Source organism: Streptomyces smaragdinus, from assembly GCF_009604385.1.
Taxonomy (GTDB): Bacteria; Actinomycetota; Actinomycetes; order Streptomycetales; family Streptomycetaceae; genus Streptomyces; species Streptomyces smaragdinus.
This window is the reverse complement of sequence record NZ_WEGJ01000013.1, coordinates 127,371-140,040: the sequence shown is the minus strand read 5'-3', so window position 1 is coordinate 140,040 and position 12,670 is coordinate 127,371. Positions and strand designations below refer to the sequence as shown.

Here is a 12,670-nt window from a genome sequence, read left to right as displayed (position 1 = left end):
TCAGGACGACACGACTCCTCACTCTGCGGAGCGGAAATCCGCAGATCCCTTCCCAAGCGCGACTGTGACGCGCAACACTCACGAAGGTCAGCGCCGCAACGTTGCGGAGAGGTGAGGGCAAAGCATGTCCCTGCACGAAGAACTGACGGCAGCGCAACGCTGCCTGGACGACCTCGCGCGCACCATCGGCCGGCTCGAGGCAGCCGTCGGCCCCGGCACGCTCGAGATCCGCCGGGTCCGTACGGACTCGGAGCACCTGCGCGAGAGCCTGGCCCTGTTACGGGAGTGCACCCCCGCGGCGAAGCCGGCCGAGCGGGAGTGGATCACCGTCCCCGACCAGCCCTACGACCGCTCGCTGTGGACGGACGCGGACGACGAGGGGCTGGGCGTACAGGGCCGACACGCCCCCTGACCCACCGTCCCGCGGCCCCGCCCGGCCGCGTCCGCCCGTTCACACGCACCCAACCCCCGGGGCGGAGCCCCGGAACCGTCGTCGGAGAATCCCTTGGCCACGCAAGCCACCGAAACACCGGAAACGCCCGATCCGCCCGCATCGCCGCCCTCGCCCACCGGCGGCGTGACGTCCCCCGGACGCGCGGCGATCACCGCCAAGCACCTGCGTACCGACCGGTGGTGGCTGCAGCCCGCAGTCACGTTCACCGGACTGTTCCTCTTCGTCGTGTACTCGACCTGGCGGGCCTTCGCGGACACGGACTACTACGCCGCGCCCTACGTCTCGCCGTTCTACTCGCCGTGTCTGGCGGACAACTGCCGGGACATGCGCAACGGGCCGAACTTCGATCTCCTCGGCAGCTGGTGGGGCCTGTCCCCCGCGCTGCTGATCCTGATCTTCCCGCTGGGCTTCCGGCTCACCTGCTACTACTACCGCAAGGCCTACTACCGCGCCTTCTGGGCGTCGCCGCCGGCCTGCGCGGTGAGCGAGCCGCACGCGAAGTACTCCGGGGAGACCCGCTTCCCGCTGATCATGCAGAACATGCACCGCTACTTCTTCTACGCGGCCGTCCCGGTCGCGGGAATCCTCACGTACGACACGGTGCTGGCCTTCCGCGACGACTCCTACGAGTTCGGCCACATGGGCCTGGGCACGCTGGTCTTCCTGGTCAACATCGTGCTGATCTGGGCGTACACCCTCTCCTGCCACTCCTGCAGACATCTGATCGGCGGCAAGCTGCGGCACTTCTCCAAGCACCCCGTGCGCTACCGCATGTGGACCTGGGTGGGGAAGCTCAACGAGCGGCACATGCAGCTGGCGTGGGCCTCGCTGATCAGCGTGGCGGCGGCCGACTTCTATGTGTATCTGCTGGCCAGCGGCGCCTTCAGCGATCCGGTGCTGTTCTGATCCCGCGCGGGATCCGTAGAGAGGGAAGCGACAAGCAATGACGCACGTCGAACGACAGCAGTGGGACGTCGTGGTCGTCGGGGCCGGCGGTGCCGGTCTGCGGGCGGCCATCGAGGCCCGCGAACAGGGTCTGCGCACCGCGATCATCTGCAAGTCCCTGTTCGGCAAGGCCCACACGGTGATGGCCGAGGGCGGTATCGCCGCCTCGATGGGCAACGTGAACGACAGCGACAACTGGCAGGTCCACTTCCGCGACACGATGCGCGGCGGGAAGTTCCTGAACCACTGGCGGATGGCGGAGCTGCACGCCAAGGAGGCCCCGGACCGGGTCTGGGAGCTGGAGACGTGGGGCGCGCTCTTCGACCGTACGAAGGACGGCAAGATCTCGCAGCGCAACTTCGGCGGCCACGAGTACCCGCGGCTGGCGCACGTCGGTGACCGCACGGGGCTGGAGCTGATCCGGACGCTCCAGCAGAAGGTGGTGTCGCTGCAGCAGGAGGACTTCAAGGAGACCGGCGACTACGAGTCGCGGATCAAGGTCTTCCAGGAGTGCACGGTGACCCGCATCCTCAAGGACGGCGACCGGGTCTCCGGGGTCTTCTGCTACGAGCGGGAGTCCGGCCGGTTCTTCGTCATCGAGACGCCGGCCGTGGTGCTGGCTACCGGCGGCATCGGGAAGTCGTTCAAGACGACGTCCAACTCCTGGGAGTACACCGGCGACGGGCACGCGCTGGCGCTGCTGGCCGGCGGGTCGCTGCTGAACATGGAGTTCGTCCAGTTCCACCCCACGGGGATGGTCTGGCCGCCGTCGGTGAAGGGCATCCTCGTCACCGAGTCCGTCCGCGGCGACGGCGGTGTCCTGCGCAACAGCGAGGGCAAGCGGTTCATGTTCGACTACATCCCGGACATCTTCAAGGAGAAGTACGCCCAGTCCGAGGAGGAGGGCGACCGCTGGTACGAGGACCAGCTGAACAACCGCCGCCCGCCCGAGCTGCTCCCCCGCGACGAGGTGGCCCGCGCCATCAACTCCGAGGTCAAGGCCGGCCGGGGCTCCCCGCACGGCGGTGTCTTCCTGGACGTCTCGACCCGGCTCAGCCCCGAGGTCATCCGGCGCAAGCTGCCCTCGATGCACCACCAGTTCAAGGAGCTGGCGGGCGTCGACATCACCACCGAGCCCATGGAGGTCGGCCCGACCTGCCACTACGTGATGGGCGGGGTCGACGTCGACCCCGACACCACGGCGGCGCTCGGCGTGCCGGGGCTCTTCGCGGCCGGTGAGGTGGCCGGCGGGATGCACGGCTCCAACCGGCTCGGCGGCAACTCGCTGTCCGACCTGCTGGTCTTCGGGCGCCGCGCCGGCAAGTACGCCGCCGAGTACTCGGTCGCCCTGGGCGAGGACCGGCCGGCGGTCGACGACGGGCAGATCGCCTCGGCGTCCGCGGAGGCCCTGCGGCCGTTCAGCGCGGCCGACGGCGAGGGTGACGAGGCGGCCGCCGCGGCGGAGAACCCGTACACCATCCACCAGGAGCTCCAGCAGACGATGAACGACCTCGTCGGCATCATCCGCAGCGAGGCGGAGATGAGCGAGGCGCTGCGCAAGCTCGCCGGCTTCCGGGTCCGCGCCCGGCGGGCCGGGGTCGAGGGGCACCGGCAGTTCAACCCCGGCTGGCATCTGGCGATCGACCTGCGCAACATGCTGCTGGTCAGCGAGTGCGTGGCGCGCGCGGCGCGGGAGCGCACCGAGTCCCGCGGCGGCCACACCCGGGACGACTATCCGGGGATGGACCGCGAGTGGCGCAAGTCCAATCTCGTGTGCCGGCTCACGGACCCGACCGGCGGGCTGTCCGCCACGGACCCGGAGCGCGGCCAGATCCGGCTGGAGAAGCGGGACATGCCGCCGATCCGTACGGATCTGCTCGATCTGTTCGACAAGGACGAGCTGGTGAAGTACCTGACCGACGAGGAGCTGACGCAGTGACCACCGCACCCCCCAGCAAGACCTACAAGGCCCACTTCAAGGTCTGGCGCGGTGACACCGGCGGCGGCGCCCTCGAGGACTTCCGGGTCGAGGTGAACGAGGGCGAGGTCGTCCTCGACATCATCCACCGGCTGCAGGCCACCCAGGCCCCCGACCTCGCCGTGCGCTGGAACTGCAAGGCCGGGAAATGCGGCTCGTGCAGCGCGGAGGTCAACGGCCGGCCGCGGCTGATGTGCATGACGCGGATGTCGGTGTTCTCCCCCGAGGAGACCATCACGGTGACGCCGTTGCGGGCGTTCCCGGTGGTGCGGGACCTGGTGACGGACGTCGGGTTCAACTACCAGAAGGCCCGTGAGGTCCCGGCGTTCGTACCGCCGCCGGACCTCGGGCCCGGCGAGTACCGGATGCAGCAGGAGGACGTGAACCGGTCGCAGGAGTTCCGCAAGTGCATCGAGTGCTTCCTGTGCCAGGACACCTGCCACGCGGTGCGTGACCACGAGGAGAACAAGGAGGCCTTCGCCGGGCCACGGTTCCTGATGCGGGTCGCTGAGCTCGACATGCATCCGCTGGACGCGGCGGAGGAGTCCGGGCTGGACCGCAAGCGGTCGGCCCAGGAGGACCACGGGCTGGGCTACTGCAACATCACCAAGTGCTGCACGGAGGTCTGCCCGGAGCACATCAAGATCACGGACAACGCGCTGATCCCGCTGAAGGAGCGCGCGGCGGACCGTAAGTACGACCCGCTGGTGTGGCTCGGCAACAAGATCCGGCGGCGGGGGCAGTAGCACCCGGCACAGCCTCTCGAACGCCCTCGCGGAGTCGGTCTCCGCGGGGGCGTTCGCCGTACGGCGGCAGGGGGCACCACCCCACTGACCGGATACCCCGCACGGCTGTGACCACCGGTAAAGACCTGGTCAGCGACGCTGTTTTCGGGGCACGCAGATGGCAGACTACGGCGCCCGTGGTGCCGACAGGGAGGGTCCGATGCGTGAGGGTGAGGGGGTGTCGCTGGCGGAGCTGGTCGACGAGCGGCGGGGGCTCGAGGAGCTCGCGGACCGCCTGACCGCCGGTGACCCCGGATCGCGGGACGTGGTGGACGCGGCGTACCGCCGGTGGTTCGGGCTGACGTGCGCCGAGCGGCGGGCGGTCGGGGACCCCGGTGCGTGGCTGGCGGACGCCGTACGGGCGCTGGCCCCGCGTCCGGCCCCGTCCGGCCCGGTGGACGCGCCCGGCGCCGCCGACACCTCCGCCTGCCGGGTGCTGCGCGAGGCGCTGGTCACGCTGTCCCCGGCGGAGCGGGCGCAGTTCGTGCTGAACGACGTCTTCGGCGCCCTCCCCCGCGGCCCGCGCTCGCGGCCGGTGCCGCACGGGGAGCACGACACCGTGGTGCACGCCGTACGCGACGCCTGCGAGCGGGCGGACGCCGCGGGGCTGGAGGCGGTGCTGGCGGAGAACGTCACGGCGCTGTACGACAGCGGGGGCAAGGTCCGGGCCCGCACCCGGCCCGCGGACGGCCCCCGGGAGGCCGCCCGCAGCCTGCTGACGCTGCTGCCCCCGCGGGCGGACGTCACCATGGCCCCCCGTTCCGTGAACGGGCGCACCGCGCTGCTGGTCCACTACCGGGGCCGGGTCGCCGCGATCATCAGCCTCACGGTCGCCGACGGCCGCGCCACCCAGCTCTGGGTCACCGTCAACCCCGACAAGCTCCGCCCCTGGAACAGGAACGCCCGCCCCTGACGCGGTCCCCGCGACCCGGATGTCACACACGCGCCTTTTGAACGGTCTCATCTACGACCCCGGATTCGAGACCAGGAGGTGCAGTGCCATGGACGCTGCGGCGCAGCGGGACTTCTTCGCGTTCTGGCGCGAGGAGGCCGTGTGTCAGCGGGAGGACCCCGAGCTGTTCTTCCCGATCGGCGACACCGGTCCGATGCTCCTCCAGATCGACGAGGCCAAGGCCGTCTGCGGCCGCTGCCCCGTCCGGGCGTCGTGCCTGGCCTGGGCCATGCGGGTCCAGGTCGGCGGCATCTGGGGCGGTACCACCGAGGCCGAGCGGCGGCTGATGCGCCGCCCCGCCGTCCGTCTCCGGCACGGTGAGGAACCCGGGGCCGAGGCGGCGTGAGCCCGCGCCGCCCCGCCCCGTAGCACCCCTTCGAACGAATCTGGATGGGGACAGGAATGTCTGTTCAGGAGAAAACAACGCCACCCGGGCCGGGGTCGGGAGAGCGCATCGCCGGCTGGGCCCGGGCCCGTCTCGGCCCCGGCGGCACCGCGGCGAGCCGGATACTGCGCGGCGCCGTCCCCCAGCACTGGTCCTTCCTGCTGGGGCAGATAGCCCTCTACAGCTTCGTCGTCGTCCTGCTGACCGGCGTGTATCTGTCCCTGTACTTCGACCCCTCGATGGTTCCGGTCCAGTACGACGGCAGCTACGCCCCGCTGCGCGGCCAGTGGGTCTCCGCCGCGTTCGACTCCACGCTGCACATCTCCTTCGAGGTGCGCGGCGGCCTCCTCATCCGCCAGGCCCATCACTGGGCGGCGCTCGTCATGGAGGCGGCGCTCCTCGCCCATCTGATGCGGCTCTTCTTCACCGGCGCGTTCCGCAAGCCGCGCGAGCTGACCTGGCTGATCTGGTTCTCGCTGCTGGTCGTCGGGATGTTCGCGGGGCTGACGGGCTACGACCTGCCGGACGACCTGCTGTCCGGTACGGGGCTGTCGGTTGTCTACGGGACGCTGCTGTCGGTGCCGTTCGTGGGGACGTACATCGCGCTGTTCCTCTTCGGCGGGGAGTTCCCCGGGGACGACATCGTGGCGCGGTTCAACGTGGTCCACGTGCTGGTCATCCCGGCCGTGATGGTCGCGCTGTTCGGCGCCCACCTGTTCCTGGTGCTGCGCCACCGGCACACCCAGTTCCCCGGGTCGGGACGGACCGGGCGCAATGTCGTGGGGCTGCCGCTGCGGGTCCACCTGGTGAAGTCCGCCGGGTACTTCTTCGTGGTGGCCGGCGTGATCCTGCTGATCGCCGGGACCACGCAGATCAACCCCGTGTGGCTGTACGGGCCGTACCGGCCGGACCAGGTCTCCGCCGGGTCGCAGCCCGACTGGTACATGGGGGTGGCCGACGGGCTGCTGCGGGTCATGCCGGGCTGGGAGGTCACGGCCTGGGGGCACACGCTGGCGCTGGACAACCTGATCCCGCTGACCGCGGGCATGCTGTTCTTCGTCGTGCTGGGCCTGTACCCGTATCTGGAGGCGTGGCTCACCGACGACGACCACGAGCAGCACCTCCTGGACCGGCCGCGCAACCGCCCGGTGCGCACCGCGCTGGGCGTGGCCTGGCTGAGCTTCTACGCGGTCGCCCTGACCGGCGGGGCCAACGACATCCTGGCCACCCGCTTCCACGTCTCCGTCAACGCCATCACCTGGGGTGTACGGATCGCGCTGTTCGCCGTACCGGTCCTGGCGTTCGTGATCACCAAGCGCTGGGCGCTGGGGCTGCAGTACCGCGACCGGGACGAGGTGCTGCACGGCCGGGAGACGGGCGTGATCAAGCGGCTGCCGGACGGCGGCTTCGTCGAGGTCCACGAGCCGCTCGGCCCGGACCGGCTGCACGTCCTGACCGCGCACGAGCAGTACGCGCCGGTGCCCGACCCGGAGCCGGAGCGGCACGGCCCGCTGCGGCGGCTGCGCACGGGGCTCAGCCGGCGGCTGTACGGCACGGACGCCCAGGTGGCCAAGCCCACCGAGCGGCAGTACCTGGAGAGTTCCGGCAGGCACTGACGGACGAGGGGAGACGAAGGGGGCACACGACAGCGTGTGCCCCCTTCGTCATGTGTTGTCACACATTCTCCCGTATGCCGGTCAACTCAGTGAGAGCAGGCACCACCTGCGTAGCCAAGGAGCACAGACCATGAGCAAGCCCGTTCTGGAACCCGCCGCACAGGCCTTCGCCGAGGCCGCCGCGCAGCCGCCGCTGCTGCACGAGCTCGGCGTCGAGGGCGCCCGCAAGGCCCTGGACGACGTGCAGGCCGGCCCGGTCGCGAAGCCGGACGTGACGGAGAAGTGGATCACGGTGCCGGCCGAGGTGGGCGACGTACCGGTACGGATCGTCAAGCCCGCCGGTGCCACCGGCCCGCTGCCCGCCGTCCTCTACATGCACGGCGGCGGCTGGGTGCTCGGCAACGCCGGCACGCACGACCGTCTGGTGCGGGAGCTGGCCGTCGGGGCGGACGTCGCCGTGGTGTTCGTCGAGTACGACCGGTCCCCGGAGGCCCGCTACCCGGTGGCGATCGAGCAGGGCTACGCGACCGCCCGGTGGATCACGGCCAAGGGTGCCGAGGAGGGGCTGGACGCGTCCCGCCTCGCGGTGGCAGGCGATTCCGTCGGCGGCAACATGACGGCGGCCCTGGCCATCATGGCGAAGCGGCGGGGGGACGTCTCGTTCGTCCAGCAGTCGATGTACTACCCGGTCACGGACGCCGCGCAGGACACCGACAGCTACCGGGAGTTCGCGAACGGGGTGCATCTGACGGCGGCGGGCATGGCCTGGTTCTGGGACTCGTACGCCCCGGACGCCGCCCAGCGCGCGGAGATCACCGCCTCCCCGCTGCGGGCGAGCCTGGAGGAGCTCGCGGGGCTGCCGCCGGCGCTCGTTCTCGTCGACGCGTACGACGTGCTGCGTGACGAGGGCGAGGCGTACGCCCGCAAGCTGCTGCAGGCCGGGGTCACCACCACGAGCATCCGGTTCAACGGCACCATCCACGACTTCATGATGCTGAACCCCCTGGCCTCCACCCGGGCCACGACCGCGGCGGTGGGGCAGGCGGTCCGCTCCCTGCGCGAGGCCCTGCACGGCTGACGCCGCGCCCCCTTCTCCTGCTCAGCACCTCCCCGAACGGATTCCTCGAACGAAGGGCAGACCTGTCATGACCCGTCATTCCCTCGCCCAGCGCATCCGCATTCCCCTCACCCTGATGGCCACCGCCACGGTCGCCACCGCCCTGCTCGCCGCGTCGATCGCGCCGGCGAGCGCCGGAAAGAAGGGCGCCGGCACCGACCGCAAGCCGACCGTCGTGCTGGTGCACGGCGCGTTCGCCGACTCCAGCAGCTGGAACGGCGTCGTCAAGAAGCTGCGGGGCGACGGCTATCCGGTGGTCGCCGTCGCGAACCCGCTGCGGGGGCTCAGCAGTGACTCCGCGTATCTGAAGGAGCTCCTGGCCACGATCGACGGCCCGGTGGTCCTCGTCGGGCACTCCTACGGCGGATCGGTGATCAGCACCGCGGCCCAGGGGTCGGACAAGGTGGAGGCGCTGGTCTTCGTCGCCGCGTTCCTGCCGGAGAAGGGGGAGAGCGCGGCCGTGCTGGCGGCCAAGTTTCCCGGCAGCACCCTGGGCGAGGCGCTGGTCCCCGTTCCGGTGACGCTGCCGGACGGCTCGGCGGGCGCCGACCTGTACATCGACCGGGCCAAGTTCCACCGGCAGTTCGCCGCGGACGTGTCCGAGAACACCACCGACCTGATGGCCGCGACCCAGCGGCCCGTCATCGGGGCGGCCCTGGAGGAGGGTGCCGGTGAACCCGCCTGGAAGACCATTCCGTCCTGGGTGCTGGTGGCCTCCGAGGACCAGAACATCCCCGCACAGACGCAGCGCTTCATGGCGGAGCGCGCGAAGGCGCACACCGTGGAGGTGCGTGCTTCGCACGCGGTGAGCGTGTCCCGTCCGGACGCCGTCGCCGACCTCATCCGCTCGGCGGCGCGCACCGTCCGCTGACCCGCGGCCTCCGCAGGGAGGCCACCTGACTCCGTGGGTCCTGCCGCCCTGCCACCAGCAGGGCCCACGGCTCGGTCTTCCCCCCGTACACGCCGGGCGCGCCCGGCCGGAAAGGATGAACACCTGTGGACGATCCCCTGAGGATCGGCGCCGAATTCGTCGACTACTCCCTGATCCTGGTCTATTTCGCGGTCGTCCTGCTGGTCGGGGTGGCCGCGCGCCGGCGTGTGTCGAGCAGTCTGGACTTCCTGCTGTCGGGCCGCTCGCTGCCCGCCTGGATCACCGGGCTGGCCTTCATATCCGCCAACCTCGGCGCCGTCGAGGTCATCGGCATGTCGGCCAACGGCGCCGAGTACGGCATGCCGACCATGCACTACTACTGGATCGGCGCGATCCCCGCGATGCTGTTCCTCGGCGTCGTGATGATGCCGTTCTACTACGGCTCCAAGGTGCGCAGCGTCCCGGAGTTCATGCGCAAGCGCTTCGGTCCCGGCGCCCATCTGGTCAACGCGATCACCTTCGCCCTGGCCCAGGTGCTCATCGCGGGCATCAACCTGTTCCTGCTGGCCACCGTGGTCAACGGGCTGCTCGGCTGGCCCCTGTGGGTGGCGCTGCTGCTGGCCGCCGCGATCGTGCTGAGCTACATCACGCTGGGCGGGCTGTCCGCGGCCATCTACAACGAGGTCCTGCAGTTCTTCGTCATCGTCGCCGCGCTGCTGCCGCTGACGCTGATCGGCCTGCACCGCGTCGGCGGCGTCGACGGGCTGGTCGACAAGATGCGGGCGGGGGGCGACGGCGAGCATCTGTCGTCCTGGCCGGGCACCGAGCTGGCCGGGTTCAGCAACTCGGCGGTGTCCGTGCTGGGCATCGTGTTCGGGCTGGGCTTCGTGCTCTCCTTTGGCTACTGGACGACCAACTTCGTCGAGGTCCAGCGGGCGATGGCCACCGACTCGCTGCGGGCGGCGCGCAGCGCGCCGATCATCGCCACCTTCCCGAAGATGTTCATCCCGTTCCTCGTGGTCGTCCCCGGGATGATCGCGGGCGTGCTGGTGCCCGAGGTGGTACGGCTCAAGAGCGGCAAGGACGGCTCCGGGGTCACGTACAACGACTCGATCCTGCTGCTCATCCGCGACGTGCTGCCCACCGGTCTGCTGGGGCTGGCGCTGACCGGGCTGCTCGCCGCGTTCATGGCGGGGATGGCGGCCAACATCTCCGCGTTCAACACCGTCTTCAGCTACGACCTGTGGCAGCAGTACGTACGCAAGGACCGCCCCGACGCGTACTACCTGAAGGTCGGCCGCTGGGCCACCGTCGGCGCGACGGTGCTGGCGATCGGGACGGCGTTCATCGCGTCGAACTACGGCAACCTGATGACGTATCTGCAGACCCTGTTCGGGTTCTTCAACGCGCCGCTGTTCGCCACCTTCATCCTCGGCATCTTCTGGAAGCGGATGACGGCGACCGCCGGCTGGACGGGTCTGGTGTCCGGGACGCTGGGCGCGGTCACCGTGTGGCTGCTGAACGAGACGGACGTCATCTCGCTGCCCGGACAGGGCGCGGCGTTCGTGTCCGCGGGCGTGGCGTTCGTGACGGACATCGTGGTGAGCGTCGCGGTCAGCCTGGCCACCAGGCCCAAGCCCGCGGCCGAGCTGGCCGGGTTCGTGTACACCCGCACGCCCGGGAAGCGGGCCGCCGATCCGGCGGCCGGGCGGCTGCCCTGGTACCGGGCGCCGGTGAAGCTCGCCGGGGTGTCCCTGGTGCTCGTGATCGCCCTCAACGCGGTCTTCCACTGACCGCCGCCCGTCCTTCGAAAGGAACCCGTACATGAACGACGAGCAGTCCGCCGCCCCCGCCCGGCACCACGCCGGCGCCCTGGACATCCGCAGCGTCATCGCCGGGCTGATCGGGTGCTACGGCATCGTGCTGACCGTCATGGGCCTGGTCTCCGACTCGGCCGCGGACCGCGTCAAGACCGGTGACGTGAACGCCAATCTGTGGGCCGGCCTCGGCATGATCGCCGCCGCGGCGCTGTTCGCCCTGTGGGCGTATCTGCGCCCGCTCGGGCGGGCCCCGGCGCCCGGGGACGCCGACCGGGACTGACCGGCCGCGGGAGACGCGAAGGAGCCCGGCCGCATCGCGGCCGGGCTCCTCGCTGCGCTACGCGTCCAGCCGCACGGCGGCGATGTCGAGGTCCACGCTGCCGCGACCCAGCGCCACGCCGCCCTCGAACCGGACGCCCGCCGGGCCGGCGCCGCAGTACTCCAGGCCCAGCTCCAGGGGCAGTTCCCGGTCCTTGATCCGCAGCAGGCCCGCCAGCAGGAACTGGTCGCCGTCGGCGTCGCTGGTCCCGGTGGAGCGGAAGCTCATCAGCGGGTAGCGGACGGCGTCGAGCCGCTCGGGGCCCGCGAGAAGCGCGTCGCCCGCCTGCTGCCCCGTCTCGACGCTGCCGGTCTGGACGCTCAGATGCGCCTCGAAGCCCGCCGGTCCGGCCGGGCCGAGCCGCAGCAGCCCCTCGAACGCGGTGAATCTCCCGCGGACGCGCGCGACCATTCCGTACCGGAAGGTGAACGCGATGGTGGTACGGGACGGGTCGACGGCGTACAGCCCGGCCGGCCAATGCGAGGGCGGGTCCTTCGGGAATTCGACGAGCTGGTCATCGAACATTCGGCCCGTTCCTTCCGTTCACCGGAAATGGATACGCCAATGGCCCCCGCACGCAGGCGGGGGCCATTGAATTAGCCTCACTTGGTCTGCTGGGCCAGCCAGTCCGCGAAATGGATGTCGGAGATGTTCGCGTCCGGACCCGGCAGCAGCGTCGTCTTCTGCAGTTCCGTGCCGAAGTACGGGGCGTGCTCGTCGGTGACGACGGTGCGGGGGTCGTTCTTGGCCTTGAGGCCCTTGCGGATCAGCTCGTCGAGCTGGAACTCGTCGGGCCCGGCGACCTCGACGACACCGTTCACCGGGGTGCCGACCGCGGTGCGGCCGACGGTGGCGGCTACGTCGTCCGACGCGACGGGACGGAACTGCACGGGCGCCAGCTTCACCGTGTCGCCGTCGGTGGCGGCAGCGGCGATGCTCTTCATGAACTCGAAGAACTGGGTGGCGTGGACGATGGAGTAGGGGATACCGGAGTCCTTGATCAGATCCTCCTGGACCTGCTTGGCCCGGAAGTACCCGCTGCCCTGCAGCCGCTCGGTGCCGACGACCGACAGCGCGACATGGTGCTTGACGCCGGCCTTCGCCTCCGCCTCCAGCAGGTTCGTCGTCGAGGTGCGGAAGAAGTTCATCACGGCCTCGTCCTCAAACGAGGGCGAGTTGCACACGTCGACGACGACGTCCGCGCCCTCCAGGGTCTCGGCGACCCCCTGGCCCGTCAGCGTGTCGACACCCGTGTCGGGAGAGGCCGCGACCGCCTCGTGCCCGTGCTCACCGAGCCTGGCGACGACCTTCGAGCCGATGAGCCCGGTGCCACCGATCACTACGACCTTCATGGGGGTTCCTCTCGGAAATTCAATTCCGGACCGGTGGACGGCCCCTCAATTGCCGTCCACCGGCGTCCGGTGGTTT

General features: G+C 70.5%; 13 protein-coding genes. 11 read left to right on the top strand and 2 right to left on the bottom strand.

Annotated features, from left to right (window positions below; translation table 11 throughout):
- The first annotated feature begins 124 nt into the window (after positions 1 to 124).
- From SRB5_RS18585 to SRB5_RS18535, 11 genes are all read left to right on the top strand, one after another.
- Positions 125 to 412: a hypothetical protein gene (locus SRB5_RS18585; protein WP_153453386.1), complete on the top strand. Its 288-nt coding sequence runs from the start codon at positions 125 to 127 to the stop codon at positions 410 to 412.
- Between the two features lie 165 nt (positions 413 to 577).
- Positions 578 to 1,360 (top strand): hypothetical protein, encoded by a 783-nt coding sequence (locus tag SRB5_RS18580; RefSeq protein ID WP_323378128.1) that lies wholly within the window; start codon positions 578 to 580, stop codon positions 1,358 to 1,360.
- Positions 1,361 to 1,397: 37 nt separating this feature from the next.
- Positions 1,398 to 3,338 carry a fumarate reductase/succinate dehydrogenase flavoprotein subunit gene (locus tag SRB5_RS18575; protein ID WP_153453382.1) on the top strand — a complete coding sequence of 647 codons (1,941 nt, stop codon included), beginning with the start codon at positions 1,398 to 1,400 and terminating at the stop codon, positions 3,336 to 3,338.
- Positions 3,335 to 4,123, top strand: a complete 789-nt coding sequence (locus SRB5_RS18570) for a succinate dehydrogenase/fumarate reductase iron-sulfur subunit (protein WP_323378127.1) — start codon at positions 3,335 to 3,337, stop codon at positions 4,121 to 4,123. The genes SRB5_RS18575 and SRB5_RS18570 overlap by 4 nt, the downstream gene beginning before the upstream one ends.
- A gap of 199 nt (positions 4,124 to 4,322) precedes the next feature.
- Positions 4,323 to 5,075 (top strand): sigma-70 family RNA polymerase sigma factor family protein, encoded by a 753-nt coding sequence (locus SRB5_RS18565; protein ID WP_153453381.1) that lies wholly within the window; start codon positions 4,323 to 4,325, stop codon positions 5,073 to 5,075.
- Positions 5,076 to 5,163: 88 nt separating this feature from the next.
- Positions 5,164 to 5,460: a WhiB family transcriptional regulator gene (locus SRB5_RS18560; protein ID WP_153453379.1), complete on the top strand. Its 297-nt coding sequence runs from the start codon at positions 5,164 to 5,166 to the stop codon at positions 5,458 to 5,460.
- 56 nt (positions 5,461 to 5,516) lie between these two features.
- Complete coding sequence (gene qcrB / locus SRB5_RS18555; RefSeq protein ID WP_153453377.1) at positions 5,517 to 7,115, top strand: cytochrome bc1 complex cytochrome b subunit; 1,599 nt, start codon at positions 5,517 to 5,519, stop codon at positions 7,113 to 7,115.
- 130 nt (positions 7,116 to 7,245) lie between these two features.
- Positions 7,246 to 8,193: an alpha/beta hydrolase gene (locus SRB5_RS18550; RefSeq protein WP_153453375.1), complete on the top strand. Its 948-nt coding sequence runs from the start codon at positions 7,246 to 7,248 to the stop codon at positions 8,191 to 8,193.
- Positions 8,194 to 8,260: 67 nt separating this feature from the next.
- A complete protein-coding gene (locus SRB5_RS18545; protein WP_153453373.1) occupies positions 8,261 to 9,103 on the top strand; it encodes an alpha/beta fold hydrolase in 843 nt (280 codons plus the stop codon).
- 125 nt (positions 9,104 to 9,228) lie between these two features.
- Positions 9,229 to 10,896 (top strand): sodium:solute symporter family protein, encoded by a 1,668-nt coding sequence (locus SRB5_RS18540; RefSeq protein ID WP_323378126.1) that lies wholly within the window; start codon positions 9,229 to 9,231, stop codon positions 10,894 to 10,896.
- Between the two features lie 31 nt (positions 10,897 to 10,927).
- On the top strand, positions 10,928 to 11,203 hold the full coding sequence (locus SRB5_RS18535; RefSeq protein WP_153453371.1) for a hypothetical protein: 276 nt from the start codon (positions 10,928 to 10,930) through the stop codon (positions 11,201 to 11,203).
- Positions 11,204 to 11,260: 57 nt separating this feature from the next.
- Here the strand turns inward: SRB5_RS18535 and SRB5_RS18530 are convergent, their stop codons facing one another.
- Both SRB5_RS18530 and SRB5_RS18525 read right to left on the bottom strand, forming a co-directional pair.
- Positions 11,261 to 11,767, bottom strand: a complete 507-nt coding sequence (locus tag SRB5_RS18530; protein WP_153453369.1) for a YceI family protein — start codon at positions 11,765 to 11,767, stop codon at positions 11,261 to 11,263.
- Positions 11,768 to 11,844: 77 nt separating this feature from the next.
- Entirely contained in the window at positions 11,845 to 12,594 is a 750-nt protein-coding gene (locus tag SRB5_RS18525; protein WP_153453367.1) for an SDR family oxidoreductase, read from the bottom strand.
- Positions 12,595 to 12,670 lie beyond the last annotated feature (76 nt).

Excerpts from the sequence above, each read along its gene's own strand:
- SRB5_RS18585 (WP_153453386.1), top strand. The coding sequence starts at position 125 with ATGTCCCTGCACGAAGAACTGACGGCAGCGCAACGCTGCCTGGACGAC.
- SRB5_RS18575 (WP_153453382.1), top strand. The coding sequence starts at position 1,398 with ATGACGCACGTCGAACGACAGCAGTGGGACGTCGTGGTCGTCGGGGCC.
- SRB5_RS18565 (WP_153453381.1), top strand. The coding sequence starts at position 4,323 with ATGCGTGAGGGTGAGGGGGTGTCGCTGGCGGAGCTGGTCGACGAGCGG.
- SRB5_RS18560 (WP_153453379.1), top strand. The coding sequence starts at position 5,164 with ATGGACGCTGCGGCGCAGCGGGACTTCTTCGCGTTCTGGCGCGAGGAG.
- qcrB (WP_153453377.1), top strand. The coding sequence starts at position 5,517 with ATGTCTGTTCAGGAGAAAACAACGCCACCCGGGCCGGGGTCGGGAGAG.
- SRB5_RS18550 (WP_153453375.1), top strand. The coding sequence starts at position 7,246 with ATGAGCAAGCCCGTTCTGGAACCCGCCGCACAGGCCTTCGCCGAGGCC.
- SRB5_RS18545 (WP_153453373.1), top strand. The coding sequence starts at position 8,261 with ATGACCCGTCATTCCCTCGCCCAGCGCATCCGCATTCCCCTCACCCTG.
- SRB5_RS18535 (WP_153453371.1), top strand. The coding sequence starts at position 10,928 with ATGAACGACGAGCAGTCCGCCGCCCCCGCCCGGCACCACGCCGGCGCC.
- SRB5_RS18530 (WP_153453369.1), bottom strand. The coding sequence starts at position 11,767 with ATGTTCGATGACCAGCTCGTCGAATTCCCGAAGGACCCGCCCTCGCAT.
- SRB5_RS18525 (WP_153453367.1), bottom strand. The coding sequence starts at position 12,594 with ATGAAGGTCGTAGTGATCGGTGGCACCGGGCTCATCGGCTCGAAGGTC.